Origin of the sequence: Pseudomonas sp. SK2 (assembly GCF_016772395.1) — a bacterium.
Lineage (GTDB): Bacteria > Pseudomonadota > Gammaproteobacteria > Pseudomonadales > Pseudomonadaceae > Aquipseudomonas > Aquipseudomonas taiwanensis.
Genome location: NZ_CP061944.1, coordinates 1,228,816 through 1,252,844, shown reverse-complemented (window position 1 = coordinate 1,252,844; position 24,029 = coordinate 1,228,816). Strand labels below are relative to the sequence as shown.

Sequence of the window (24,029 nt, the reverse complement as noted above, 5' to 3'; positions counted from 1 at the left end):
GATGCTAGCCTTTGCCTTGCCCTACACACTGCACGTTCTAGCGGCCCTGGTCTGGGTCGGTGGCATGTTCTTCGCCTGGCTGGTGCTCCGCCCGGCCACGGTTGCGACCCTTGAAGGGCCTGCCCGCCTGCGCTTGTGGGTGGAAGTTTTCCGACGTTTCTTCGGATGGGTCTGGCTGGCCGTAGCCATTTTGGCGATAAGTGGTATCGGCATGTTGCACATGCGCTTCAACGGTTTCGAAACCGCACCGCGCTACGTGCATGTGATGATCGGCGGTGGCATTGCCATGTTCGCCTTGTTCATGCGTATCCAGGCGCTGCTGCTGCCAGAGCTCAGGACTGCCGTGCAGGACGAGGATTGGTCGACAGGCGCTGCGGTACTGGCGCGGATTCGCCGGATGGTGGGGATCAACCTGCTGCTGGGCCTGGCGGTGGTGGCGGTGGCCAGCTCGCGTCTGGTGCTGTAGACGCAGAGCGGCCACGGCCATGCCGTTAGGGCCTGCATGAAACGTCCTGAGAGCCTAGATCACAGCGGCTGCAGAATCAGCTCACCAGTGGCCCCTGCCAGGCCAGGTTGCCCTGGCTGCCCTGGACGACCATTGGCCCCGGCATCGGTGCGGTAGACCAGGCAGCCCTTGCTCGCCCCGCCTTTGCCGGCCTTGCCGGCAGCCCCGGGTTTACCGGGTGCGCCGCCATCGAGGCGGACCACGATGCGCTCCTGCGGGAAGCTCTGCGGGACGCTCAGGCGGATTCGCCCTCCCGGTGCGCCGTCATGGCCATTGCCGCCGTCATCGCCATTGCCCCCCCGGGTGGCCTGCCCCCAGGTGCAGCCACCAGCCTGACCATTGGCGCCATCCAAGCCGACGTACCCCGGCGCACCGGCACCGCCTCGGGCGTCGATGGCCAGACGTTCAGCCGTGATCGCATCGAGTCTCAAATCCAGGTTGCGACCGGCGCGGGCGGCCCGTTCATAGGTGCCGGCCGCCCCTGTAGCGCTGAATTCGCTGCCTTCCTCCAATCGAGCGGCGCGCGCCTGAATCAGCAGTGGGCTTTCCGATGGGGCGATGGCGATCCGGGCATCGCGCCCCAGTTCCAATTGATCGATGTTCAATGCTTTCAGCGACGCGGGCAGCATCAAGGTGGCCGAGTTGGCCAGTTGCAGGCGCTCCAGGTGCACGGTTGCCGACTTGTTCGGCAGACGCAACATGGAGTTGGCAGCGACTTGCAGGCTTTCGGCCTGGGCCAGGGGAGCGACCAATGCGGCCAGCAACATCAATTTATGCATGGCGCGGAGCCTCCTGCGGACGCGGAATGGACATGACATGGAAGATACCCGTCAGCAGAATCTGCAGACGGTCGAACCAGCGATGGCTACGCCCGCGCAGGCTGCCATTGAAGAACAGCATTTCAAGGAAATGCAGGGTCAGCAACGTGATGCCGACTGCGTTGATCAGCAAATTGAGTGGCAGCGGTTGCGGCTTCAACAGATTGAACAACACCACCCACCAGAAAAGGACCGTCAGGGCCTTGCCAAGGCCCAGGATGAATTTCATACCCGCCCCTACTTATTTATTGTTATGCCGTCGCATCCCGTTCGAGCGGGGTGCGCAGCTAACAGTAGCGTCAATGCCAAGGTTTGCGCCAGCGGCATCAATTGAGGTGCAGTTCCACCCGTCTGTTGAGCGCGCGTCCCTCCTCGGTGTCGTTCTCAGTCACCGGTTCACTTTCTCCACTGCCCTGGCTGGTGACCTTGGCGGGTGCAACACCCTGGCCAATCAGGTATTCGGCCACGCTGCTGGCGCGGCGCTCGGACAATGCCTGGTTGTAGCTGTCCGCACCCACGCTGTCGGTATGGCCAACCACCTTGATGCGGTTCACCGCCGGTTCGTTGAGCCGGGGCACCAGGCTTTGCAGGCGCTGTTGGGCGGCGCTGGTGAGCTCGGCGGAGTCGAAAGCGAACATGACCTGCCCCTGATCATCCAGGGTGATCACCTCGGGCGTGGGCGCAGCTTCGCTGGCCGGAGCGGACGCTGGATACTGCGGTAATGGGCAACCCATGTGGTTGACGGGCGTGTTTGCCGGGGTATCGGGGCAGCGGTCGCGGCGATCGAACACGCCGTCTTCATCCTCGTCGCCATCCTGGGCATAGCAGATCAGGCCTCCGGCGATTGCGCCCAGGGCTCCACCTCCCGCGGCCCAGCCAGAGCTCTCGATCGCCCCCAGACCACCGCCTGCCAAGCCACCCAGCAGGCTGCAGACAGGCCAAGTCCTTTGATTGAGCGGCGCACTGCCATCACTGTGCGTAGCGCAGCCTGCGAGCAGGCTCGATGCCAGCAACAGCGGCAGTGCCGCCTTCGACATAACACTCATGGTGAATGCTCCTGTGTCATTGGCCGCAACCGGCTACACAGGAGTAAAGACGCGCCCGCGCCACTTCTCAAGACGCGGGCGCTGGCTGTCAACGCTGGATCTTGATCTCAGTGCGACGGTTCATGGCGCGGCCATCGGCCGTGGCATTATCGGCCACCGGCTGGGTCTCGCCGGCACCAACCACAGAGACGAAGCTGCTGCGCGGTACGCCTTGCTCGACCAGGTAATCCGTCACCGAGTGAGCACGACGCTCGGACAATTTCTGGTTGTAGCTGTCCGAGCCTACGCTGTCGGTGTGGCCAGTGACACTCAGCCGAGCGCTCGGCGCTTCCTGCTTCAGCCGCGCGGCGATGGTATTGAGTCGCTCTTTGTCCGCTGTCGTCAGGCGAGCGGAGTCGAACTCGAAGCGTACATCGCGAATGACGATGACTTCTTCTTTCTGGACCACGGCCTCCTGCACCACCGGAGCCGGTTCAGGTGGGCAACCATTGGCATCGACCTGCACGCCGCGCGGCGTGCCTGGACATTTGTCGCGGCTATCCGGCACACCATCGCCGTCTTCGTCACCATCGCCATGAACCCAGCAATAGCCGGCCGCCATGGTACCGCCCACCAACGCGCCCCAGCCAGCCCAGCTGGAGCTTTCTATAGCGCCCAAAGCGGCGCCGCCCACGCCCCCGACGGCAGCACACTTCGGCCAGTCGGTTTTCTGCAAACCTGCACAACCAGTCAACACACTGGTGAGCAGTACCAGGGGTATCGCTGTGCGTACTATGCTCATTTTGTTGCGTCTCCTAGGGGGAATCGGCATATGGCCGATCCTTGGGAGTAAAGACCGCGCAATCCATCCCTGCCAGCGATAAGCCACGACGCGGCCACATGCCTCTTTGCCCACAGCCGACAGCCCGCTAGTCTTGGACGACCAGAATGAGGATTGGCAATGACCGACGGTTTTTCCCAACGCACCCCGCAACAAGCCCTGGCGGCCCTGCTAGAGCGCTTCACCCCGCAACGTCTGCTGCTGGTCGGCACGCGTTTCCCGGCCTTGGAGGCCTTTGCCCAGGCGCATCCCCAGGTACGGATAGAAACCGCTGCCGCCGGCCCGCTACCTGCCGAACTTGCGGCCCAACGTTTCGACCTGGCTGTGCTGGTGGACTGCCTGGAGCACCTGCCCAAGCGTGTCGGTCTGGAGTTGCTGGGCGGTATTCGCAACCTCAATGCCAGTCGAGTGGCAGTGCTGGCCGACCTGTCGGTATGTGGCTGGCAAGACACCGACTTCTTTGCCTTGGCGCTGTCGGCAAGCGAGAAATTCCGCCGCGATGAACAGGTATTGAGCCTGTTCACCTATGATCTACATGACTACAAGCAGGTCCCCGACTGGCTCAACGCCAAGTTCTGGGCCAACCCTGAAAACTTTGGCAAGTACTGGTGGTGATGATGAGTGTCTCGGTTTGCCCTTGCGGCAGCGGCAACCTGCTCGATGCCTGCTGCGGGCATTACCATGCCGGCACCCCGGCGCCGGATGCACAGACGCTGATGCGTTCGCGCTACAGCGCCTATGTGCTGGGCCTGATCGACTACCTGGTGGCCACCACCCTGCCTGCCCAGCAGGCGGGCCTGGACCGCACGGCCATGGCTGCCTGGAGCGCCCAGAGCACCTGGCTGGGTCTGGAGGTGGAAAGTGCCGAGGTATTGGGTGGCCAGCCCGAGCACGGCTTCGTCACCTTCACGGCGCGCTGGCATGACCAGGAGGGTGACCACCAGCATCGCGAGCGTTCGGCGTTCGTACAGCATGACGGACGGTGGTACTTCATCGACCCGACCGTCGGGCTCAAGGCCGGACGCAACGACCCCTGCCCCTGCGCCAGCGGGCAGAAATTCAAGAAATGCTGCGCCAGTTACGTGGGTAGCTGAACATGCTCGCCCTGGCCCGCCTGTCCGTACTCAGTGCGTTGCTGATGTTGCTGGCGGGCTGTGCCGGCTGGTGGCGCAGCGATTGGCGCGATCCTCAAGTGCATCTGGTCAAGGTCGAGACCGTGAAGGCCAGGTTGCTTCAACAGGAGTTCGTGCTGCATGTGCGCATCGACAACCCGAATGACAGCCGCCTGTTCATCCGCAACCTCGATTACTCGGTGCGGCTCAACAACTTGCTACTGGTAGAAGATGAGGCCAGTTTGTGGCGCAGCGTCGGCGGCCATGCCCGGCGGACCTTCAAGATCACGGCTCGCACCAACCTGTGGGAACACCTCAAACCCTTGTCCAAGCTGCTCAAGAGTGGTGAGCCGCTGCATTACACCCTGCAGGGCGAGCTCAATACCGGGCTGCTCATCTTCCGAAGCCTGCACTTGTCGCGCAGTGGTGAGATAATGCCCGGCGATCTCAAACCGGAGTAACCCTGCAATGACTCAACAACCCCATGTTCATGGCCCGGACTGCAACCACGGTCACGATCATCATGACCACGATCACGGCCATGTACACGGTCCGCACTGCAACCATGGCCACCAGGAGCCGGTGCGCAATGCGCTCAAGGACGTCGGTCGCAACGACCCATGCCCATGCGGTAGCCAGAAGAAGTTCAAGAAGTGCCACGGTGCGTGAAGTACCGAGCAGGTCTTGGGTTTTCTAGCGCCGCCTAGAACGGCGGCATCGCGAGCGAGGCGCGCACTACAGTCATTCGACCGTGAACGAGGTGCGAAGGGATTGTAGGAGCGCGCCTTGCTCGCGATGCGTCGCGCCGGCACCTTTCGATCTCGAACCCGCTGAAAAATCTACCGGCATGCTACCTTAAGCGCCTTCCAACCCCCCGCCATACCTAGCAGGAGCCTTGTCATGGCCGCCCCCGCCTTTCCACCCTTCCGCCCGCGGCTCACGATGGCTGCCACGCTGCTCGGCATGCTCGGACTCGCCGGTTGCCAGATGGGCGGCTACCAAGACAGTGTCCCACCGACCACTGGCGTCCAGCCGCTCAAAGGCTTGGCACAGAATGTCACGGTTCGACGCAACGCCATGGGCGCGCCACTGATCGAAAGCAGCAACTTCCACGACGCACTGTTCAGCCTGGGCTACCTTCACGCTGGCGATCGCATCGAACAGATGCTGGCCATGCGCCTGCTCGCCCAAGGCCGCCTTGCCGAACTGGCCGGCAGCGATGCGCTGGACATCGACCGCCTGATGCGGGCCGCCAACCTCAAGCAAAGCTCGGCCCAACTGTATGCAGACGCCTCACCACGTCTGAAACGCTTCTTCGAAGTCTATGCACGCGGGGTCAATGCCTATCTTTTCCGCTACCGCGACAAACTTCCTGCCAACCTGGCCAACAGCGGCTACCGGCCGGAGTACTGGAAACCCGAAGACTCAGCCCTGATCTTCAGCCTGTACGCCTTCAGCCAGTCCGTGAACCTGCAGGAAGAACTGAGCGCCCTGACCCTGGCGCAGAAGGTCGGCAACGACAAGCTGCACTGGCTGTTGCCTGGCGCTGCGGACGAACCATTGGCCGAGGCCGAACTCGACAAGCTCAAAGGCCTGAACATTTCCAGTCAGCTACCGGGCCTGGCGCCCCTGACCGCGGCCAGTCAAAAGCTTGCCGACCTTGACTTGCTCGGCAGCCCAGGCTCGGCCAACCTGGCCCTGGGGCCGCAACGCAGCCGCAGTGGCAAGAGCCTGCTGGCCAGCGATAGCCGCGCAGCCTGGGCATTGACCCCAGTGCAGATCCACACTGGCAAGTATCAAGTCGCCGGCCTGTCGCTGCCCGGCCTGCCCATCGTGCTGGCAGGCTACAACGGCAAACTGGCCTGGAGCAGCAGCGCGGTCATGGCCGACAACCAGGACCTGTACATAGAGCAGCTGCGCCGCCAGGGCAACCAACTGAACTACCTGGCCGATGGCAAGTGGCAAGCTGCCCGCGCGCGCAGCGAAACCTTCTTCGTCCATGGCCAACGCCCGCTGCGCGAAATCATGTATGACACCCGCCACGGTACCCTGCTCGCCCAACCTGGCAACGCCACGCTGGGCTTGGCATTGAATCTGCCACAGCTCAAGGGCGACCGCAGTCTCGACGCGCTGTTCGACCTGACCCGCGCGCCTTCGGTGGAACGCGCCTTCGACAACACCCGCGAGGTCACAGCCGTCGCTCTGAACTTCGTCTTCGCCGAAGCGGAGCACATCGGCTGGCAGGTCAGCGGTCGATACCCGAACCGCCGCGAAGGTCAGGGCCTGCTGCCATCGCCCGGCTGGGACGGACGCTACGACTGGGACGGCTTCGCCGATCCGATGCTGCACCCCTACGACCAGGACCCACCCGCCGGCTGGCTTGGCCACGCCAACCAGCGCAGTCAGCCACGCGGTTATGGCATGCAACTGTCCAACACCTGGTATTACCCAGAGCGCGCCGAACGCCTCGCTCAGCTGGCCGGCAATGGTCGCCATGACAGCCGCAGCCTGATGGCGCTGCAAAACGACCAGGTCACGCTGCTGGCCGACAAGCTCAAGCAGATGTTCGACGCGCCAGGCATGGCCCAACCACTCAAGCAGGCCATCGACGCCCTGCCCGCTGGTCAGCGCGAGAAAGCCCGCGATGCCCTGGCGCGGCTCAAGGCATTCGATGGCCGCCTGAGCCCGGTATCGGCCGATGCGGCGCTGTATGAACTGTTCCTTCAGGAAGCTGCCCGGCAGACCTTCCTCGACGACCTCGGCCCGGAATCCAGCGCCGTCTGGCACGCCTTCGTCGGCAATGCGCGGTTGTCTTACTCGGCCCAGGCCGATCACCTCTTGGGACGCGAAGACAGCCCGTTCTGGGACGATCGCAACACCCCGCAAAAAGAAGACAAACCGGCCATTCTCGCGCGCAGCCTGGCGGCGGCGGTGGATGCCGGTATAGCGCAACTGGGTGCGGACCGTCGCGCCTGGCAGTGGGGCAAACTGCACCAGTATCGCTGGCCAGGCACGGCCTACCATGGCCTGGGCGATGCTCTCAGCCGCCCGCCGCTGGCCGCCGGAGGCGACTTCAGCACCTTGGCGCTGACGCCTTACGCCTGGGGTAACGACTTCGATACCCGGCTTCCGGCGTCTGCCCGCCTGATCGTCGACTTTGGCCAGGCCGAACCGCTGCAGGTGCTGACCAGCAATGGGCAATCCGGCAACCCGGCCAGCAGGCATTACAGTGACGGCCTGGACGCTTGGTTCAAAGGTCGATTCACCAGCCTGCCAATGCAACCGCAGAACTTCGCCCGGGTGTACGGCAACCAACGTCTGACGCTGGTCCCTGGCAAGTAGATGGATCACGCGGTGGCGTCCAGGACAGGCGCAACCGCGCAGTTTATGCTTCTATTTTTGTGCCGACCCGTGTCGCAGACCGTTTTCGCCACGTAGCCAGGACCACCATGCACCACTCGACCCATGACCTGCTTTCCCCGGTGCCGGGGATCACTCGCCAGTTGCACAGTTTCCACTTCGGCCCCCGCGGTAGCACCAAGGTGTATATCCAGGCCTCGCTGCATGCCGACGAGCTGCCGGGCATGTTGGTGGCCTGGCACCTCAAGCGTCGGCTGGCCGAACTGGAACAGCAAGGCCGCCTGCGCAGCGAGATCATTCTGGTGCCGGTGGCCAACCCGGTCGGCCTGGAACAGGTGCTGCTGGACGCCCCGCTGGGGCGCTTCGAGCTGCAAAGTGGCGAGAATTTCAACCGCAAGTTCGTCGACCTGTCGGACAGCATCGGCGACCAGGTCGAACAACACCTGAGCCAGGATCCTGCGCACAATGTCGCGCTGATCCGCGAATACCTGCGCCGGGGTTTGGACGCACATCCGGCGCAAACGCCCCTGCAGTCATTGCGACTGACCCTGCAGCGCCTGGCCTGCGATGCCGATCTGGTGCTGGACCTGCATTGCGACTTCGAAGCGGTCGAACATCTGTACACCACCCCGGAAGCCTGGCCGCAGGTCGAGCCTCTGGCCCGTTACCTGGGAGCGCAGGCCAGCCTGCTGGCAACCGACTCCGGGGGCCAGTCATTCGATGAATGCTTCAGCCTGGTCTGGTGGCAATTGCAACAACGCTTCGGCAAGCGCTATCCGATTCCACTGGGCAATTGCTCGGTCACCGTCGAATTGCGCGGGCAAGCCGACGTCAGCCATGAACTGGCCAGCAAGGATTGCCAGGCCATTCTCGACTACCTGACCTACAAAGGGGTTGTCGAAGGTGCCTGCGCGCCGCTGCCGGCCTTGCCCCGCCCGGCCACTCCCCTGGCGGCCGTTGAACCGGTACACACCCCGCTGGGCGGGCTACTGGTGTACCACGCCAAACCGGGAGAGCATGTGCAAGCGGGCCAATTGATCGCAGAAGTCATCGACCCGCTCAATGACCGGGTCACGCCGATCCGCAACAGTCAGCCGGGGCTGCTGTACGCCCGCAGTGTGCGGCGTATGACAACCGCCGGCATGGTTATCGCCCATGTCGCGGGGGAACAGGTGGTGCGCAGCGGCTACCTGCTGGCCAACTGAGCACGCTCAGGCAGCCGGGTGTCAGGCCACGGGGGAAGGCGGTGGCTCGTCGGGCAAGGTTGGCTCGCCGGGCTCCATGGGTTGGCCTTCACCAGGGTCGGGCGGCTGCGGAGTATCAGGGTCGGGCTGATGCGGCACACCGCCCGCCTGCATCGGCAGCGGGTGCGCCAGCAATGACCACGCCAGCAGGCCGATCTGATTAGGCTCAAGCACAGCCAGCTTCGCACTGATCGCGGGATGGAGTTTCATTGACAGCTCCTGAGCAGAGCCGATGCGCCTCACGCGCATCGGCACGGTTACCTCGTTGGAGTGCCAAAGGCGCAAGGAATTCCCCGCGCTCGTCGACTCAGGTACGCGGCAGGGTGACGCCGCGCTGACCTTGGTATTTGCCGCCGCGGTCCTTGTAGGACACTTCACATTCTTCGTCGGACTCGAGGAACAGCATCTGCGCCACACCCTCGTTGGCATAGATTTTCGCCGGCAGGGTAGTGGTGTTGGAGAATTCCAGGGTCACGTGCCCTTCCCACTCAGGCTCGAGCGGGGTGACGTTGACGATGATGCCGCAACGGGCGTAGGTGCTTTTGCCCAGGCAGATGGTCAGTACGTTGCGTGGAATACGGAAATACTCGACCGTGCGCGCCAGGGCAAAGGAGTTTGGCGGGATGATGCAGACATCGCTCTTGACGTCGACGAAGCTACCGGCATCGAAGTTCTTCGGGTCGACCGTGGCCGAGTTGATGTTGGTGAACACCTTGAATTCGTCGGCACAGCGCACGTCGTAGCCGTAGCTGGAGACGCCGAAGGAAATCACCCGGCTGTCCTGCTCGCCGCGCACCTGGCGCTCGACGAACGGTTCGATCATGCCGTGTTCCTGCGCCATGCGGCGAATCCACTTGTCCGATTTGATGCTCATGGCGGGGGTGTCCTGAAGGGTTGCGAGGTGAAAATCGAGATGCGCATCTTACCGGTCCACGCGCTCAGGTTAAAGTTCCATGCCGCACCCCGCGCCAGACGGGGCCTACGGTGGCCGTCGATCTGAATTTCGACAAAGGCCATCTTGGTGATTGGCAGGTCGTGGAAAGTGGGTTAAGGTGACGCCACTGTGCTGCACGTGACACCGAGAATCTCTAGTTTGATGCACGATTCCTATCGACCCATCGCTGAATTTTCTGCTCTCTTTGCGCTCAGTCCCGGCCAGGGTTTTTCCTGACCGTAATCAACTTTGTCCAAGGAGACAGAAACATGTCCAACCGTCAATCCGGTGTTGTTAAGTGGTTCAACGATGAGAAGGGCTACGGCTTCATCACCCCTCAGTCGGGCGACGACCTGTTCGTGCACTTCAAAGCCATCCAAGCTGACGGCTTCAAAACCCTGAAAGAAGGCCAGGCTGTTACTTTCGTCGCTACCCGCGGCCAGAAAGGCATGCAGGCTGAAGAAGTTCAGATCGCCTAAGTCGATCTCGCTTCCTCGCTTTCAAAAAAACCCGCCATCTGGCGGGTTTTTTTATGCCTGGATCACACTGCTACTGCAGTGATCGGAAAATCGTCGCGGTGCTTTCAGGCGCTGGCGCGCTGCTTGGTGGTGGCCGCGTCGGTGATCGCCGGCAAACCGGCGCCTGCCGCGCAGCCTCCTGAGCGAACCTCAGTCTTCGCTGATGGTGATGCTCGGCATCGCCGGTGCAGCCGCTTCCTGCAGCACGATCCGCGCGCCCACCTGGCGAGCCAGCTCTTGATAAACCATGGCGATCTGGCTTTCCGGCTCGGCGATGGCCGTCGGCTTGCCGTTGTCTGCCTGTTCGCGAATCAGCATCGACAACGGCAACGAGGCCAGCAGGTCGACACCGTACTGCGCAGCCAGTTTCTCACCGCCGCCCTCACCGAACAGGTGCTCGGCGTGGCCGCAGTTCGAGCAAATGTGCACGGCCATGTTTTCCACCACACCCAATACCGGGATGTTCACCTTGCGGAACATTTCCACGCCTTTCCTGGCGTCCAGCAACGCCAGGTCCTGAGGTGTGGTGACGATCACTGAACCGGCCACCGGCACCTTCTGAGCCAGGGTCAGCTGGATGTCGCCCGTGCCGGGCGGCATGTCGATCACCAGGTAGTCAAGGTCGTCCCAGGCGGTCTGGGTCACCAGTTGCAACAGCGCGCCGGAGACCATCGGGCCACGCCAGACCATCGGTGTGTTGTCGTCGGTCAGGAACGCCATGGACATGACTTCCACACCATGGGCCTTGATCGGTACGAACCACTTCTGCTCGCGGATCTGCGGGCGCGTACCTTCGGCGATACCGAACATCACACCTTGGCTCGGGCCATAGATGTCGGCATCCAGAATGCCCACTCGGGCGCCTTCACGGGCCAGTGCCAGGGCCAGGTTGGCCGCGGTGGTCGACTTGCCTACCCCGCCCTTGCCGGACGCCACGGCGATGATGTTCTTGACATTGGCCATGGCCGGCACCTGGGCCTGGGCTTTGTGCGCAGCCACCACGCAGTCGATCGACACTTGGGCCGAGGTGACGCCGTCGAGGTTCTCAATCGCTGTCTGCAGCACCTGGGCCCAGCCATTCTTGAACAGGCCAGCGGCATACCCCAACTGCAACTGCACGCTGACCTGGCCGCCCTGGATGTCGATGGCCCGCACGCAGCCGGCGCTCACGGGGTCCAGGTTCAGATACGGGTCGGTGTACTGGCGAAGCACGCCTTCGACGGCGGCACGGGTGACGGCACTCATGGAGGCTCCCATTGGCAAACGAAAGTGAAACAGGCGCTTATCCTAACCCGTCAATCGTCAGTAGATGCGTCCTTAGGGTGAAATATATTTCCCAGCCCTTTATAGTTGCCGATCACCCTTGTTTTTACCCGAGCCAGATAAGTAGCCGAGCCAACATGTCCGAGCCACGCCAGATTCTCGTCACCAGCGCCCTGCCCTATGCCAATGGATCCATCCACCTTGGCCATATGCTCGAGTACATCCAGACGGACATGTGGGTTCGCTTCCAGAAACTGCGTGGCAACCAGTGCATCTATGTCTGCGCCGACGACGCCCACGGCTCGGCCATCATGTTGCGCGCCGAGAAGGAAGGCATCACGCCTGAGCAACTGATCGCCAACGTCCAGGCCGAACACAGCAGCGACTTCGCCGATTTCCTGGTGGACTTCGATAACTTCCACTCCACCCACTGCGAAGAAAACCGCGAGCTGTCCAGCATGATCTACACGCGCCTGCGTGATGCCGGACACATTGCCACCCGTTCGGTCACCCAGTACTTCGACCCAGAGAAGGGCATGTTCCTGGCTGACCGCTTCATCAAGGGCACCTGCCCCAAGTGCGCGGCCGAAGATCAGTACGGTGACAACTGCGAGAAGTGCGGTGCCACCTACGCGCCGACCGAGTTGAAGAACCCCAAGTCGGCCATCTCGGGGGCGACCCCGGTCTTGCGCGACTCGCAGCACTTCTTCTTCAAGCTCCCCGACTTCCAGGCCATGCTGCAGCAGTGGACCCGCAGCGGCACCTTGCAGGACGCAGTGGCCAACAAGCTCGCCGAATGGCTGGACGCCGGCCTGCAGGAGTGGGACATCTCCCGTGATGCGCCGTACTTCGGCTTCGAGATCCCAGGCGAGCCGGGCAAGTACTTCTATGTCTGGCTGGACGCGCCGATCGGCTACATGGCCAGCTTCAAGAACCTCTGCGCACGCCGTCCGGAGCTTGACTTCGACGCATTCTGGAAAGAAGACTCCAAGGCCGAGCTGTACCACTTCATCGGCAAGGACATCGTCAACTTCCACGCCCTGTTCTGGCCAGCGATGCTCGAAGGTTCGGGGTTCCGCAAGCCAACCGGCATCAACGTGCACGGCTACCTGACCGTCAACGGCGCGAAAATGTCCAAGTCGCGCGGCACCTTCATCAAAGCGCGCACCTATCTGGACCACCTGCAGCCCGAATACCTGCGCTACTACTATGCCTCCAAGCTGGGACGTGGCGTCGACGACCTGGACCTGAACCTCGAAGACTTCGTGCAGAAGGTCAACTCCGACCTGGTCGGCAAGGTGGTCAACATCGCCAGCCGTTGCGCAGGCTTCATTCACAAGGGCAATGACGGCGTGATGGTTGCCGGCGACGCCGCACCCGAGCTGACCGAAGCGTTCCTGGCGGCGGCGCCATCGATCGCCGAAGCCTACGAAGGTCGCGACTTTGGTCGGGCCATGCGCGAAATCATGGCACTGGCCGACCGCGCCAACGCCTGGATCGCCGACAAGGCGCCGTGGTCGCTGGCCAAGCAGGAAGGCAAGCAGGATGAAGTCCAGGCTATCTGCGCCCAGGGCATCAACCTGTTCCGTCAGTTGGTGATCTTCCTCAAACCGGTACTGCCGGTACTGGCCGCCGATGCCGAGGCGTTCCTCAACGTCGCCCCGCTGTCCTGGAATGACCACCTGTTGCGCCTGGAAAATCACAAGCTCAACCCATTCAAGGCGCTGATGAGCCGCATCGAACCTGCCAAGGTCGAAGCCATGGTCGCCGCCAGCAAGGAAGACCTGCTGGCCGCCGAAGCCAAGGCCCCTGCTGGCAACGGCGAACTGGCCAAGGACCCACTGTCGGCCGAAATCGAGTTCGACACCTTCGCCGCCGTCGACCTGCGCGTGGCGCTGATCGTCAAGGCCGAATCGGTTGAAGGCGCAGACAAGCTGCTGCGCCTGACACTGGACATCGGTGACGAACAACGCAACGTGTTCTCGGGCATCAAGTCGGCCTACCCTGACCCATCGAAGCTGGAAGGCCGCCTGACCATGATGGTTGCCAACCTCAAGCCGCGCAAAATGCGCTTCGGCGTTTCCGAAGGCATGGTCATGGCGGCAGGCCCTGGTGGTGAAGAAATCTACCTGCTCAGCCCCGACAGTGGTGCCAAGCCAGGCCAACGCATCAAGTAACGCCCCAGCCCCGGCTCAACCGCCGGGGCATTTGCATCCACGGCCGACATTTCCCGGCTATCGTCATCCCATGAACGACTACATGCTGGTTCTGGTCAGCGCTGCACTGATCAGCTTCCTGACCCTTCAACGCCAGCCCGCTTCGCGGCTGCACGTGCATGTGCTTGGCATGGCGTGCGCATTGGCGATCTTACTGGGAGTGACTGGCGGGCAATTGCTGGTGCGCGTACTGCTGGTGCCCTGGCAACTGCAGGATCTGCAACTGTTGCTGCTACTTCCATGGCTCGCGCTGGTGAGTTGGGCGGTGCAATGGGTACTGGCAAAGTTACGGCCAGACTGGCCTGTTACCGCGCTAACGGCGCTCATGCCAGCCGGGGCTCCACTGCTAGGCTTGTCGGTACAAGCGACGGCCGAAGGCCAGGGCGCACTGGTGGTCACCACCAGCGCGCTACTGACTGGCCTTGGCTTCTGGCTGGCACTGGCGCTGTTCAACGACCTGCGCCAGCGCACCGAACAGGCCGACATCCCGGTCAGCCTGCGGGGCTTGCCCATCGACTTGCTCGGCGCCGGGATCATGGCGATGGCGTTCTCCGGCCTGAACGGATTATTCACACAATGAGTCTGATACAACGCATCGACGCCCTGCTACCGCAAACCCAATGCGGTAAATGCGGCCACCCAGGCTGTCGGCCCTATGCCGAAGGTCTTGCCGCGGGCGAAGCGATCAATAAATGTCCGCCAGGCGGCAGCGAAACCATCCAGGCCCTGGCCTCCTTGCTGGACCTCCCGGTGATCGCGCCTGACCCACAGCGTGGCAGCGCGCCACCGCAGGTGGCGTTCATACGCGAAGCGGAGTGCATCGGCTGCACCAAGTGCATCCAGGCCTGTCCAGTCGATGCCATAGTCGGGGCGGCCAAGCTGATGCACACCGTGATCGCCGCCGAGTGCACCGGCTGCGACCTGTGCCTGGCCCCGTGCCCGGTCGACTGCATCGACATGCTCCCCGTACCGCCCGATGTCGTACCGGTAGTCGGTGGCTTGGCCCATACCCCCAGGCAGTTGCAGGACCGCCAGCGGCGTCGCGATCAGGCGCGTCATCGCCATGAACAGCGCGCGATCCGCCTGCTGCGCGATGAAGCCCGCCGCGAAGCCCAGCGTGCGGCACGCCATACAGCCAAAGCCGCGAGCGCACCTGACAGCACACTAAGGGCGTCCGACCCGATCAAGGCGGCCATGGAACGGGTACAAGCCCAGCAAGCCTCCAACAATGATGCGGCACTCAAACAGGCCAAGATTGCCGCAGCCATGAGCCGGGCGCAGCTGAGCAAGGCCCGAACCGCGCTTGGCGCAACGCCCAGCGACGACCAGCTCGCCCAACTGCAAACGTTGCAAGCTGCCGCTGACCAGGCCCAGCAACACCTCGATGCGCTTCAGGCAGGTCCTGGAAATGGCAGCGCCTGAGCCGCGAATGCGCAACGCCATGGGGCTGGTGCTGCTGGCCTGCGTGCCTGGCCTGTTGGCACTGTTCTGGCTGCACGGCTGGGGCCTATTGTTGAGCTTGCTGTTGTGCTGCGGCGCAGCCCTGGCCTGTGAAGCATCGCTGCTGGCATTGCGCGACCAGCCCGTCGCCGAGACGCTGGCCGATGGCAGTGCACTGGTGACCGCAGTGCTGCTGACTGCCGCCCTGCCGACCCACGCGCCCTGGTGGATTCCGGTGATCGCCGCCAGCGCCGCCATTGGTATTGGCAAGCAAGCCTTTGGGGGTGTGGGCCGCAATCTGTTCAACCCGGCCATGGTCGGCTACGCCTTGGTACTGCTGTGCTTCCCGCTGCACATGAACCATTGGCCGGGGCAGTCGCCCGGCCTTCTGGACAGCCTGCAACAGGTGTTGGCCAACGAGCCCATCGATGCCTGGGCACAACCGACCATCCTCGACGGCCTGCGCCACAACCGCAGCCTGACCATCGACGAACTGTTCGCCCAACATCCAGGTTTCGGCACCCTTGGCGGGCGCGGCATCGAGTGGGTCAACCTGACGTTCCTGCTCACAGGCCTCGTGCTCATGCAGCGCAAGGTGTTCGGCTGGCAGACGCCGACGGGGTTGCTCGCGGGGCTTGCGCTGTTCAGCTTGCTGGGCTGGAACGGCTCGGGCTCGGACTCCCATGGCTCACCCTTGCTTCACCTGTTCTCCGGGTCGACCATGCTGGCGGCTTTCTTCATTGCCACCGAACCTGTCTCCGGCCCCAAGAGCGACTTGGCCAAGTTGCTGTTCGGGTTCGGTGCGGGCCTGTTGATCTACCTTATCCGCACGTGGGGCAGTTACCCTGATGGCACCGCCTTTGCCATCCTGCTGATGAACCTTACCGTCCCCTGCCTTGAGCGTCTTGCCTTGCGACGCACGCAGGCCTCGCCGTGAACCGCCTCAACGCCTCGACAGCCTGGCTGATCGCCATTGGGGGACTGGCCGTGTCAGCCACACTGGCCTGGCACCACTGGACTCAACCCGCGATCACCCAAGCCGAGCAAGCATTGAAGGAACGTCAACTGCTCGTCATCCTGCCCGCAGGCAGCTATGACAACCGTCCGCTGGCCGCCGCGTTGCAGGTACCCGAAGCCGAGCAGCCGCACAGCCGTATCATCGCGGCCTACCGGGCGACGCTCGGCACGAGGTTGACGGCTATCATCTTGCTCAGCGAGACCCAAGGCTATTCCGGCGTCATCCAGCTGAGCATCGCCATCGCCCCCGACGGGCGCTTGATTGGCAGCCAGGTACTCGAACAACAGGAAAGCCCTGGACTGGGCGCGCGAATCATCGACCCGCAAGTGGATTGGCTGGCACAGTTTGCCAACCGGCAGTTGAAGGACCGCTGGGCGCTCAAGCGCGACCACGGAGATTTCGACCAGTTGGCGGGCGCCACGGTCACCTCGCGGGCAGTGATCGCAGCGTTGCAGGACGCCTTAAGTTACTTCGACAAGCATCGGCAAACGCTGCTCGAGGACGCTGTTCATGAATAACTATTTCTGGCTGGCTGCCAGCCTGCTCCCCGTGCTCGGGGCTACCCGCACGTTGACCCAAGGCGCCTGCATCGCGCTGTGTATGCTGGGCTTGACGCTCGCTCACCAGGCATTGCTGGCGCCTCTGCGCTGCCGGCTCAGCGCAGCGGCGTACCAGCTGGCAAGCCTGCTACTGATCGCTGCCCTTACCAGTTGCCTGCAGCTTGGCCTGCGTGCCTGGGCCTTGCCGATTGCCCAGTCGCTGGGCTTCTACCCGGTGCTGTTGTGCCTTGCGTGCATCGCGTGGGACAACTTGTTGCCAATGGAGGGGCGTTGGCGACAGTGGGTATGGCAACTGAGCGGTATGGTTATGATCTGCACACTCTTGGGCGCCACCCGCCAATGGCTGAGTGAAGGCCTGAACCTGCATCTGGCCAGCCTTGCCCCAGGCGCCCTGCTGATACTCGGCATGCTGTTGGCCTTGTACAATCGCCTTCGCCCAACCCTGCCCTTAACGCCGAAGGAAAGCGTCGCCCCATGAATGCCGCAAAACGCCTGGAAATCTTCCGCAGGCTGCACGAAGACAATCCGGACCCGAAGACCGAGCTGGCCTACACCACACCGTTCGAACTGCTGGTAGCCGTGACCCTCTCGGCTCAAGCCACCGACGTTGGCGTCAACAAGGCCACGGCGCGGCTATTTCCCGTGGCCAACACGCCAGAAGCCATCTATGCCCTGGGCGTTGAGGGGCTGAGCGAATACATCAAGACCATCGGGCTCTACAACAGCAAGGCCAAGAACGTCATCGAAGCCTGCCGCCTGTTGATCGAGCGCCACGGCAGCCAGGTCCCGGAAACGCGCGAGGCCCTGGAAGCCCTGCCGGGTGTGGGCCGCAAGACAGCCAACGTGGTCCTCAATACTGCCTTCCGGCAACCCACCATGGCGGTCGATACGCATATTTTCCGGGTCAGCAACCGCACCGGCATCGCGCCCGGCAAGACAGTGCTGGAAGTGGAAAAGAAACTGATCAAGTTCGTGCCCAAGGATTACCTGCTCGATGCCCACCACTGGCTCATTCTGCATGGGCGCTATGTGTGTCAGGCGCGCAAGCCGCGTTGCGGAAGCTGTCGGATCGAAGACCTTTGCGAGTACAAGCACAAGACTTCGGACGATTGAGTCGATAGCAAAAAACGGGGGCTGACGATTGAAAAAATCTTTTTTACCGGGCTCAGCTTTCTCGTTATAAGGACCGCCAATGGCCCTTTGGCTTGGAGCGACTCAATGAGCACCGATAAAGACGACGACCTGTCCATCGAAGATGAATTTGCTACCGCCGACGACGAAGCGGAACCTCAGGTAGAAACCGCGAAGACCAACCTGAGCAAACGCCGCACCATTGACAACCTGCTGGAAGAGCGACGCCTGCAAAAGCAGTTGGCCGATTTCGACTACGACCTGTAGTCCCCCGGAAGGCCTCCCTGGTGGAGGCCTTCCGCTTCATGGCACTCAGGTCAAGCCATGCCGTTGGGCAAGCTCGATCAGGTCAACCAACGACCGGGCATTGAGCTTGAGCAACAATCGAGTCTTGTAGGTACTGACCGTCTTGTTGCTGAGGAACATGCTTTCGGCAATCTCCTTGTTTGACTTGCCGCGTGTCAGTTGCTGCAGCACCATCATTTCCCGGGCGGATAAACGCTCGACCATTTCGCTCTCGGTCGCGCCGCCTCCCCTTCCTCGCGACGGGTGCAACGCTTGGTTCGGGAAATAACTGTAACCCGACAGCACGGCCTTGATCGCACTGAGCAACTCGGTGAGCTCCTGCTGTTTGCACACGTACCCCGAAGCCCCCGCCTGCATGCAACGCATCGAGAAGTGGCCTGGTGCCTGTGAGGTCAGCACCAGAACTCGGCTTCCCGGACTGGCCGAGGCCATGCGGGCGATCACCTCGAGCCCATCGAGTTTCGGGATACCGATATCCAGCACCACGATGTCCGGTAGGTGTTCTCGCGTCAGTTGCAAGGCGGCCACGCCGTTATCGGTTTCGGCGACCACATCGTAGCCGTGCCGCTCCATCAGCATGCGTACGGCCAAACGTATGACCGGATGGTCATCCACGATAAGCACTTTATTCATGCGAAATCCATTCATTATTTTCGTTGACGCGCCAAGATAACCGAGCAGAACAACTCTTGCGTTACGATTTTCCGCTCGAATACGCGAATAGATGGAACTTACAGCAATTGGAGAAATTTCCTACAAGTTGGTTGTACTTTCACTCAACTTCTTCGTATCACAAATTACCTGCGCTGCTTCGGAATTGAACAGTTGAAACTATCCGCACGACTTGAGTGAAACTTCGCTGCGCGGATGCAAGCGAAACTTATCGTCGTCAGGTTGAACGGCAGGTGGCTTCAAGCGTGGAAAGTCCCACTCTTTAGTTGATTGACTTAGTGCGGTATTGAGAAGAAAACAGCAGGAGACCACCCTCATGCCCAACGCTCAACCTGTCGCGCCGCTGACCATAATCGCTGTCTTCGCGGGCATCATCGAAGCCTCCGCGCTGGCCACCCTGCCCTTCCTCAGCGAGGACAGTCAAACCCTGTACACCTGGTTCCTCGTCGCCTTTCCGTTCTTCCTCACCGCGTTGTTCTTTCTCACGTTGAACTTCAACTACAAGTCCTTCTACGTGCCCGACACCGCCCTTGGCGAAACAGCCACTCATGCGATGAGCCCACTGAGCCCGAGCCAGGTTTTCACGCCCACTCCAGTAACAGTGATGTTCCATGGACCCCATGCGCAGTCGACGCTACGCCAGCAAGTGCTCGAAGCGCTGGAGTATCCCAACGACACCGAGCGCAGCTGGTTGTTTCTGGACCTGGAAAAACATCAGTCCATCAACCTGACTCTAGGACCACTTCCTAAGCACACGGCGGCACTTGCGCCTTGAAGTGCTGCGGCGCGATTAACGCAAAAAAAACCCCGGCCGAAGCCGAGGTTTTGGTGCAGCTCAAGGCAGCAGTTAAAGCATCGAACGGCCTTTGTTGGCAGCAATGCGCATGCGCAGCGCATTGAGCTTGATGAAGCCCGCAGCATCGGCCTGGTTGTAGGCGCCGCCATCTTCCTCGAAGGTCGCGATGTTGGCATCGAACAGCGAGTCATCCGACTTGCGGCCGACAACGATGACGTTGCCCTTGTACAGTTTCAGGCGTACGACGCCGTTCACGTTGACCTGGGAAGCGTCGATCATCTGCTGCAGCATCAGACGCTCCGGGCTCCACCAGTAGCCGGTGTAGATCAGGCTGGCATACTTCGGCATCAGCTCGTCTTTGAGGTGGGCAACTTCGCGGTCTAGGGTGATCGACTCGATGGCGCGGTGAGCCTTGAGCATGATGGTGCCGCCCGGGGTCTCGTAGCAGCCACGGGACTTCATGCCGACGTAACGGTTCTCGACGATGTCCAGACGGCCGATACCGTTGGCGCCGCCGATGCGGTTCAGGTCTGCCAGGACGGTGGCCGGGGACTTCTCGACGCCGTCGATGGCGACGATATCACCGTTGCGGTAGGTCAGCTCGATGTAGGTCGGGGTGTCGGGGGCTTTCTCCGGAGAGACGCTCCAACGCCACATGTCTTCTTCGTGCTCGGTCCAGGTATCTTCCAGTACGCCGCCTTCATAGGAGATGTGCAGCAGGTTGGCATCCATCGAGTACGGCGATTTCTTCTTGCCGTGACGCTCGATCGGAATACCGTGCTTCTCGGCGTAGTCCATCAGTTTTTCGCGGGACAGCAGGTCCCATTCGCGCCACGGGGCGATGACCTTGACGCCCGGCTTGAGTGCGTAAGCACCCAGCTCGAAACGAACCTGGTCGTTACCCTTGCCGGTCGCGCCATGGGAAATGGCATCGGCGCCAGTTTCGTTGGCGATTTCGATCAAACGCTTGGCGATCAGCGGACGGGCGATGGAAGTACCCAGCAGGTACTCGCCTTCATAGACGGTGTTGGCGCGGAACATCGGGAAGACGAAATCACGCACGAACTCTTCGCGCAGATCGTCGATGTAGATCTCTTTAACGCCCATTGCCTGGGCCTTGGCACGAGCCGGCTCGACCTCTTCGCCCTGACCGAGGTCAGCGGTGAAGGTCACCACTTCGCAGTTGTAGGTGTCCTGCAGCCACTTGAGAATCACCGAAGTATCAAGGCCGCCGGAATACGCCAGTACGACCTTTTTTACGTCCGCCATGCCATCACTCCACGGGGTTGTACGGAAAGCCACCGATTCTAACGGTGTTGTGGCCAAATTTACAGTGGGGCGACAGCTTGTGATGACAAAGCGACAGGAACTGTCGATAGCGCGACTCCCTGTCGCGGGGAATCAGGATTTTGCCGCGGGTGCCCGGGCGGCCGGGGCCGGTGCTGTGGCGGCCGGTGCCGCGGCAGGTTGCGCGGCCGGCTGCTCGACGGGCGCCTCCACAGGCTTCTCGACTGCCGCGACGCGGTCCAGTTCGATATTGACCCGGCGGTTGCGCGCACGGTTGGCAGGGGTGTTGTTTTTCACCAGCGGGTAGCGTTCGCCGTGGAAGCGCACGACGATCTGCTCCTCCGGTATACCGTTGGCCTTGAGGTAGTCGGCCACGGCCAGCGCCCGGCGGCGCGAGCTGTCACGATTGGTCAGGCGGTTGCCGCTGTTGTCGGAGTGGCCGTTGAGCTCGATATGGTTGACCGTCGGATCGGCCTTCAGATACTCGAGAATCACATCCAGACGTGCCTTGGCCGAGGCATCCAGCTCGATGCCACCCCCTGGGAAACCCACCTGGGTCTGGCGGACCTGATCGAAGTTCATTGCCAACAGCTTGCCCGCACACGCCTGGTAGTCGCCGTAGGCTTTGGCAAAGCTCACCGGCAGCACACGCACCTCCATGGCTCGCCCGCCCTCGCCCGTGTATGCGCGCACCACCGTGCTACGTCCGTCGAGCAGACCGTTGATCAAGCGGCTGGCTTGGCCCTGGGAAGAACTGAACAGCACGCCGGTGCGCGCCATACGGACCGCCCCCAGGTTGATGTCGGCCCGTCCAGGCTGCCATGGCGCCGCCGCTGCCAGCAGCGTCGCGGAACCTGCGCCCAGGGCATTGGTGTCCGAACGCAACCTGAAGACCGGTTGCTCGCCAGCCCGGCGCACGAACTCACCGCTGCCAAAACCGTCGATCGGCTGGACAAGACGGCATTCGAACTGATCACCCTCGACTTTCCAGGCGATGTTCTCCATGCGGGTCTGGAAGGTCAGCGCACCAGCCGGCAGGCTGGCGAACAGGGTCAACAGGGCTAGGTAACGCTGGCGCACGGGCGGCTCCACTATTTCTGACGGCTTACCTTGAGGCTATCGGGCGCCGACCGGAAAACTTGATAGCCGTGCTCGTCCCTGGGTTTTCCGGTAGCATTGGGGCTTGAGTTCGACCCGCCTGGAATCCCCAATGTCCGATCGCCTGACCCTCCTGCGCCCCGACGACTGGCACATCCATCTGCGCGATGGTGCCGTCCTGCCCCATACCGTTGGCGACGTGGCGCGCACTTTCGCCCGCGCTATCATCATGCCCAACCTGGTTCCGCCGGTACGCAACGCCGTCGAGGCGGGCGCCTACCGTGAGCGCATCCTGGCCGCACGTCCGGCCGGCAGCCGCTTCGAGCCACTGATGGTGCTGTACCTCACCGACCGCACCAGCCCCGAGGACATCCGCGCGGCCAAGGCCAGCGGCTTCGTTTACGCCGCCAAGCTATACCCCGCTGGCGCGACCACCAACTCCGATTCCGGCGTGACCAGCATCGACAACATCTTCCCCGCCATCGAGGCGCTGGCTGAAGTTGGCATGCCTCTGCTGGTACACGGTGAGGTGACCCGTAGCGAGATCGATGTATTCGACCGCGAGAAGCGCTTCATCGACGAGCACATGCGCCGCGTCGTCGAACGTTTCCCGACCCTGAAGGTGGTATTCGAACACATCACCACCAGCGATGCCGCGCAGTTCGTCACCGAGGCTCCGGCCAACGTCGGCGCCACCATCACCGCGCAGCACCTGCTGTACAACCGTAACCACATGCTGGTCGGCGGTATTCGCCCGCACTTCTACTGCCTGCCGATCCTCAAGCGCAACACCCACCAGGTCGCCTTGCTGGACGCCGCCACCAGCGGCAATCCGAAGTTCTTCCTCGGCACCGACTCGGCACCTCATGCCAAGCATGCCAAGGAAGCTGCCTGCGGTTGCGCCGGTTGCTACACCGCCTATGCGGCCATCGAGATGTACGCCGAGGCTTTCGAGCAGCGTAACGCGCTCGACAAGCTGGAAGGCTTCGCCAGCCTGCATGGCCCGGCCTTCTATGGGCTGCCAGCGAATACCGACACCATTACCCTGGTCCGTGAGGAATGGACCGCCCCGGACAGCCTGCCTTTTGGCGAGCAGACCGTGGTTCCGCTGCGCGCCGGTGAAAAGCTGCGCTGGCGCCTGCTGGAGGACAACGCGTGAGCGAAGACCTCTACGAAGACGACCAGGACGGTCAGGTCAGCGGCGGCCCACGTCATCCGATGGCCGAACGCTTCCGTGGCTACCTGCCCGTGGTGGTGGATGTCGAGACCGGTGGCTTCAACAGCGCCACCGACGCGTTGCTGGAAATCGCCGCTGTCACCATCGGCATGGACGAGAAAGGCTTCCTCTTCCCCGAGCACACCTATTTTCACCGCGTGGAGCCCTTTGAAGGCGCCAACATCGAGCCGGCGGCCCTGGAGTTCACTGGCATCAAGCTGGACCACCCGCTGCGCATGGCGGTCAGCGAGGACAGCGCGCTGACGGACATTTTCCGAGGCGTGCGCAAGGCGCTCAAGGCTAACGGCTGCAAACGGGCGATCCTGGTCGGGCACAACAGCAGCTTCGACCTGGGCTTCCTCAACGCTGCCGTGGCGCGCAACGACATCAAGCGCAATCCATTCCACCCGTTCTCCAGCTTCGACACGGCCACCCTGGCGGGCCTGGCCTATGGTCAGACCGTGCTGGCACGTGCCTGCCAGAGCGCTGACATCGACTTCGACGGCCGTGAAGCGCACTCGGCGCGTTACGACACCGAGAAGACGGCCGAGCTGTTCTGCGGCATCGTCAACCGCTGGAAGGAAATGGGCGGCTGGCGGGATTTCAACGATTGAGTCGAATGCCAGGGTCGTTTCCACACCCAGTGTGGGAGCGACCTTGTGTCGCGAG

At 62.3% G+C, this 24,029-nt stretch carries 28 protein-coding genes and 1 pseudogene; 19 read left to right on the top strand and 10 right to left on the bottom strand.

Annotated features, from left to right (window positions below; genetic code table 11):
• Position 1: 1 nt before the first annotated feature.
• Positions 2–466, top strand: coding sequence for a CopD family protein (locus IF103_RS05565; protein WP_023379063.1), 465 nt, complete (start codon positions 2–4; stop codon positions 464–466).
• Positions 467–525: 59 nt separating this feature from the next.
• On the opposite strand, the gene IF103_RS05560 is transcribed toward IF103_RS05565, so the two are convergent.
• The 4 genes from IF103_RS05560 to IF103_RS05545 form a co-directional block, all read right to left on the bottom strand.
• Positions 526–1,284: a hypothetical protein gene (locus tag IF103_RS05560; protein ID WP_023379062.1), complete on the bottom strand. Its 759-nt coding sequence runs from the start codon at positions 1,282–1,284 to the stop codon at positions 526–528.
• Entirely contained in the window at positions 1,277–1,552 is a 276-nt protein-coding gene (locus IF103_RS05555; RefSeq protein ID WP_023379061.1) for a DUF1145 domain-containing protein, read from the bottom strand. Before IF103_RS05555 ends, IF103_RS05560 begins: the two co-directional genes overlap by 8 nt.
• 97 nt (positions 1,553–1,649) lie before the next feature.
• Positions 1,650–2,369, bottom strand: a complete 720-nt coding sequence (locus IF103_RS05550) for a PA1041 family peptidoglycan-binding anchor lipoprotein (RefSeq protein WP_041925440.1) — start codon at positions 2,367–2,369, stop codon at positions 1,650–1,652.
• An 88-nt stretch (positions 2,370–2,457) separates the two neighbouring features.
• Positions 2,458–3,150 (bottom strand): PA1041 family peptidoglycan-binding anchor lipoprotein, encoded by a 693-nt coding sequence (locus IF103_RS05545; RefSeq protein ID WP_023379059.1) that lies wholly within the window; start codon positions 3,148–3,150, stop codon positions 2,458–2,460.
• 159 nt (positions 3,151–3,309) lie between these two features.
• Here IF103_RS05545 and IF103_RS05540 point away from each other — a divergent pair, with 159 nt between their 5' ends.
• From IF103_RS05540 to IF103_RS05515, 6 genes are all read left to right on the top strand, one after another.
• Positions 3,310–3,804, top strand: coding sequence for a DUF6231 family protein (locus tag IF103_RS05540; protein WP_027907482.1), 495 nt, complete (start codon positions 3,310–3,312; stop codon positions 3,802–3,804).
• A 2-nt stretch (positions 3,805–3,806) separates the two neighbouring features.
• The gene (locus tag IF103_RS05535) at positions 3,807–4,283 is read left to right on the top strand and encodes a YchJ family protein (RefSeq protein ID WP_027907481.1); all 477 of its coding nucleotides are present in this window, start codon (positions 3,807–3,809) and stop codon (positions 4,281–4,283) included.
• Between the two features lie 2 nt (positions 4,284–4,285).
• Positions 4,286–4,762 carry an LEA/WHy family protein gene (locus IF103_RS05530; protein ID WP_023379047.1) on the top strand — a complete coding sequence of 159 codons (477 nt, stop codon included), beginning with the start codon at positions 4,286–4,288 and terminating at the stop codon, positions 4,760–4,762.
• 7 nt (positions 4,763–4,769) lie between these two features.
• Positions 4,770–4,970, top strand: a complete 201-nt coding sequence (locus tag IF103_RS05525) for an SEC-C metal-binding domain-containing protein (protein ID WP_023379046.1) — start codon at positions 4,770–4,772, stop codon at positions 4,968–4,970.
• 231 nt (positions 4,971–5,201) lie between these two features.
• Complete coding sequence (locus IF103_RS05520) at positions 5,202–7,643, top strand: penicillin acylase family protein (protein WP_202675923.1); 2,442 nt, start codon at positions 5,202–5,204, stop codon at positions 7,641–7,643.
• A gap of 107 nt (positions 7,644–7,750) precedes the next feature.
• On the top strand, positions 7,751–8,866 hold the full coding sequence (locus IF103_RS05515) for a succinylglutamate desuccinylase/aspartoacylase family protein (RefSeq protein ID WP_202675922.1): 1,116 nt from the start codon (positions 7,751–7,753) through the stop codon (positions 8,864–8,866).
• Between the two features lie 21 nt (positions 8,867–8,887).
• Here the strand turns inward: IF103_RS05515 and IF103_RS05510 are convergent, their stop codons facing one another.
• Both IF103_RS05510 and dcd read right to left on the bottom strand, forming a co-directional pair.
• Positions 8,888–9,115 carry a hypothetical protein gene (locus IF103_RS05510; RefSeq protein ID WP_023379042.1) on the bottom strand — a complete coding sequence of 76 codons (228 nt, stop codon included), beginning with the start codon at positions 9,113–9,115 and terminating at the stop codon, positions 8,888–8,890.
• 97 nt (positions 9,116–9,212) lie between these two features.
• Positions 9,213–9,779, bottom strand: coding sequence for a dCTP deaminase (dcd, locus tag IF103_RS05505; protein ID WP_008096785.1), 567 nt, complete (start codon positions 9,777–9,779; stop codon positions 9,213–9,215).
• Between the two features lie 329 nt (positions 9,780–10,108).
• Here dcd and IF103_RS05500 point away from each other — a divergent pair, with 329 nt between their 5' ends.
• Entirely contained in the window at positions 10,109–10,318 is a 210-nt protein-coding gene (locus IF103_RS05500; RefSeq protein WP_003254922.1) for a cold-shock protein, read from the top strand.
• A 189-nt stretch (positions 10,319–10,507) separates the two neighbouring features.
• On the opposite strand, the gene apbC is transcribed toward IF103_RS05500, so the two are convergent.
• Positions 10,508–11,602, bottom strand: a complete 1,095-nt coding sequence (gene apbC, locus IF103_RS05495) for an iron-sulfur cluster carrier protein ApbC (RefSeq protein WP_023379041.1) — start codon at positions 11,600–11,602, stop codon at positions 10,508–10,510.
• A gap of 155 nt (positions 11,603–11,757) precedes the next feature.
• Here apbC and metG point away from each other — a divergent pair, with 155 nt between their 5' ends.
• From metG to IF103_RS05455, 8 genes and pseudogenes are all read left to right on the top strand, one after another.
• Positions 11,758–13,797: a methionine--tRNA ligase gene (gene metG / locus IF103_RS05490; RefSeq protein WP_027907478.1), complete on the top strand. Its 2,040-nt coding sequence runs from the start codon at positions 11,758–11,760 to the stop codon at positions 13,795–13,797.
• Positions 13,798–13,867: 70 nt separating this feature from the next.
• Positions 13,868–14,416 (top strand): Rnf-Nqr domain containing protein, encoded by a 549-nt coding sequence (locus tag IF103_RS05485; RefSeq protein ID WP_027907477.1) that lies wholly within the window; start codon positions 13,868–13,870, stop codon positions 14,414–14,416.
• Positions 14,413–15,234, top strand: a pseudogene (gene rsxB, locus IF103_RS05480) (electron transport complex subunit RsxB); the annotation flags it as partial. The gene IF103_RS05485 and the pseudogene rsxB, both read left to right, overlap by 4 nt.
• 10 nt (positions 15,235–15,244) lie before the next feature.
• Positions 15,245–16,213 (top strand): RnfABCDGE type electron transport complex subunit D, encoded by a 969-nt coding sequence (locus tag IF103_RS05475; protein WP_202675921.1) that lies wholly within the window; start codon positions 15,245–15,247, stop codon positions 16,211–16,213.
• A complete protein-coding gene (locus tag IF103_RS05470) occupies positions 16,210–16,812 on the top strand; it encodes an RnfABCDGE type electron transport complex subunit G (protein ID WP_027907475.1) in 603 nt (200 codons plus the stop codon). The genes IF103_RS05475 and IF103_RS05470 overlap by 4 nt, the downstream gene beginning before the upstream one ends.
• On the top strand, positions 16,805–17,332 hold the full coding sequence (locus IF103_RS05465) for an Rnf-Nqr domain containing protein (RefSeq protein ID WP_023379035.1): 528 nt from the start codon (positions 16,805–16,807) through the stop codon (positions 17,330–17,332). Before IF103_RS05470 ends, IF103_RS05465 begins: the two co-directional genes overlap by 8 nt.
• Positions 17,329–17,967 (top strand): endonuclease III, encoded by a 639-nt coding sequence (gene nth / locus IF103_RS05460; protein WP_023379034.1) that lies wholly within the window; start codon positions 17,329–17,331, stop codon positions 17,965–17,967. Before IF103_RS05465 ends, nth begins: the two co-directional genes overlap by 4 nt.
• Positions 17,968–18,072: 105 nt before the next feature.
• Positions 18,073–18,252 (top strand): PA3496 family putative envelope integrity protein, encoded by a 180-nt coding sequence (locus IF103_RS05455; protein ID WP_023379033.1) that lies wholly within the window; start codon positions 18,073–18,075, stop codon positions 18,250–18,252.
• A gap of 45 nt (positions 18,253–18,297) precedes the next feature.
• On the opposite strand, the gene IF103_RS05450 is transcribed toward IF103_RS05455, so the two are convergent.
• Positions 18,298–18,924: a response regulator transcription factor gene (locus IF103_RS05450; RefSeq protein ID WP_023379032.1), complete on the bottom strand. Its 627-nt coding sequence runs from the start codon at positions 18,922–18,924 to the stop codon at positions 18,298–18,300.
• A 355-nt stretch (positions 18,925–19,279) separates the two neighbouring features.
• Here IF103_RS05450 and IF103_RS05445 point away from each other — a divergent pair, with 355 nt between their 5' ends.
• Complete coding sequence (locus IF103_RS05445; protein WP_023379031.1) at positions 19,280–19,738, top strand: hypothetical protein; 459 nt, start codon at positions 19,280–19,282, stop codon at positions 19,736–19,738.
• A 72-nt stretch (positions 19,739–19,810) separates the two neighbouring features.
• Here the strand turns inward: IF103_RS05445 and IF103_RS05440 are convergent, their stop codons facing one another.
• A complete protein-coding gene (locus IF103_RS05440) occupies positions 19,811–21,028 on the bottom strand; it encodes an argininosuccinate synthase (RefSeq protein WP_023379030.1) in 1,218 nt (405 codons plus the stop codon).
• Between the two features lie 132 nt (positions 21,029–21,160).
• The gene (locus tag IF103_RS05435; RefSeq protein WP_027907473.1) at positions 21,161–22,126 is read right to left on the bottom strand and encodes a flagellar protein MotY; all 966 of its coding nucleotides are present in this window, start codon (positions 22,124–22,126) and stop codon (positions 21,161–21,163) included.
• A 130-nt stretch (positions 22,127–22,256) separates the two neighbouring features.
• On the opposite strand from IF103_RS05435, the gene pyrC reads away from it, so the two are divergent.
• The gene (gene pyrC, locus IF103_RS05430) at positions 22,257–23,303 is read left to right on the top strand and encodes a dihydroorotase (RefSeq protein ID WP_027907472.1); all 1,047 of its coding nucleotides are present in this window, start codon (positions 22,257–22,259) and stop codon (positions 23,301–23,303) included.
• A gap of 59 nt (positions 23,304–23,362) precedes the next feature.
• A complete protein-coding gene (gene rnt / locus IF103_RS05425; RefSeq protein WP_238346502.1) occupies positions 23,363–23,974 on the top strand; it encodes a ribonuclease T in 612 nt (203 codons plus the stop codon).
• The last annotated feature ends 55 nt before the right edge of the window (positions 23,975–24,029 follow it).

Coding starts and splice junctions, on each gene's coding strand:
- IF103_RS05565 (WP_023379063.1), top strand. CDS start 2: ATGCTAGCCTTTGCCTTGCCCTACACACTGCACGTTCTAGCGGCCCTG.
- rnt (WP_238346502.1), top strand. CDS start 23,363: ATGGCCGAACGCTTCCGTGGCTACCTGCCCGTGGTGGTGGATGTCGAG.
- IF103_RS05440 (WP_023379030.1), bottom strand. CDS start 21,028: ATGGCGGACGTAAAAAAGGTCGTACTGGCGTATTCCGGCGGCCTTGAT.
- pyrC (WP_027907472.1), top strand. CDS start 22,257: ATGTCCGATCGCCTGACCCTCCTGCGCCCCGACGACTGGCACATCCAT.
- IF103_RS05515 (WP_202675922.1), top strand. CDS start 7,751: ATGCACCACTCGACCCATGACCTGCTTTCCCCGGTGCCGGGGATCACT.
- IF103_RS05530 (WP_023379047.1), top strand. CDS start 4,286: ATGCTCGCCCTGGCCCGCCTGTCCGTACTCAGTGCGTTGCTGATGTTG.
- IF103_RS05450 (WP_023379032.1), bottom strand. CDS start 18,924: ATGAATAAAGTGCTTATCGTGGATGACCATCCGGTCATACGTTTGGCC.
- IF103_RS05500 (WP_003254922.1), top strand. CDS start 10,109: ATGTCCAACCGTCAATCCGGTGTTGTTAAGTGGTTCAACGATGAGAAG.
- apbC (WP_023379041.1), bottom strand. CDS start 11,602: ATGAGTGCCGTCACCCGTGCCGCCGTCGAAGGCGTGCTTCGCCAGTAC.
- IF103_RS05560 (WP_023379062.1), bottom strand. CDS start 1,284: ATGCATAAATTGATGTTGCTGGCCGCATTGGTCGCTCCCCTGGCCCAG.
- IF103_RS05475 (WP_202675921.1), top strand. CDS start 15,245: ATGGCAGCGCCTGAGCCGCGAATGCGCAACGCCATGGGGCTGGTGCTG.
- nth (WP_023379034.1), top strand. CDS start 17,329: ATGAATGCCGCAAAACGCCTGGAAATCTTCCGCAGGCTGCACGAAGAC.
- IF103_RS05455 (WP_023379033.1), top strand. CDS start 18,073: ATGAGCACCGATAAAGACGACGACCTGTCCATCGAAGATGAATTTGCT.
- dcd (WP_008096785.1), bottom strand. CDS start 9,779: ATGAGCATCAAATCGGACAAGTGGATTCGCCGCATGGCGCAGGAACAC.
- IF103_RS05445 (WP_023379031.1), top strand. CDS start 19,280: ATGCCCAACGCTCAACCTGTCGCGCCGCTGACCATAATCGCTGTCTTC.
- IF103_RS05540 (WP_027907482.1), top strand. CDS start 3,310: ATGACCGACGGTTTTTCCCAACGCACCCCGCAACAAGCCCTGGCGGCC.
- IF103_RS05520 (WP_202675923.1), top strand. CDS start 5,202: ATGGCCGCCCCCGCCTTTCCACCCTTCCGCCCGCGGCTCACGATGGCT.
- IF103_RS05525 (WP_023379046.1), top strand. CDS start 4,770: ATGACTCAACAACCCCATGTTCATGGCCCGGACTGCAACCACGGTCAC.
- metG (WP_027907478.1), top strand. CDS start 11,758: ATGTCCGAGCCACGCCAGATTCTCGTCACCAGCGCCCTGCCCTATGCC.
- IF103_RS05510 (WP_023379042.1), bottom strand. CDS start 9,115: ATGAAACTCCATCCCGCGATCAGTGCGAAGCTGGCTGTGCTTGAGCCT.
- IF103_RS05465 (WP_023379035.1), top strand. CDS start 16,805: ATGAATAACTATTTCTGGCTGGCTGCCAGCCTGCTCCCCGTGCTCGGG.
- IF103_RS05485 (WP_027907477.1), top strand. CDS start 13,868: ATGAACGACTACATGCTGGTTCTGGTCAGCGCTGCACTGATCAGCTTC.
- IF103_RS05555 (WP_023379061.1), bottom strand. CDS start 1,552: ATGAAATTCATCCTGGGCCTTGGCAAGGCCCTGACGGTCCTTTTCTGG.
- IF103_RS05550 (WP_041925440.1), bottom strand. CDS start 2,369: ATGAGTGTTATGTCGAAGGCGGCACTGCCGCTGTTGCTGGCATCGAGC.
- IF103_RS05535 (WP_027907481.1), top strand. CDS start 3,807: ATGAGTGTCTCGGTTTGCCCTTGCGGCAGCGGCAACCTGCTCGATGCC.
- IF103_RS05545 (WP_023379059.1), bottom strand. CDS start 3,150: ATGAGCATAGTACGCACAGCGATACCCCTGGTACTGCTCACCAGTGTG.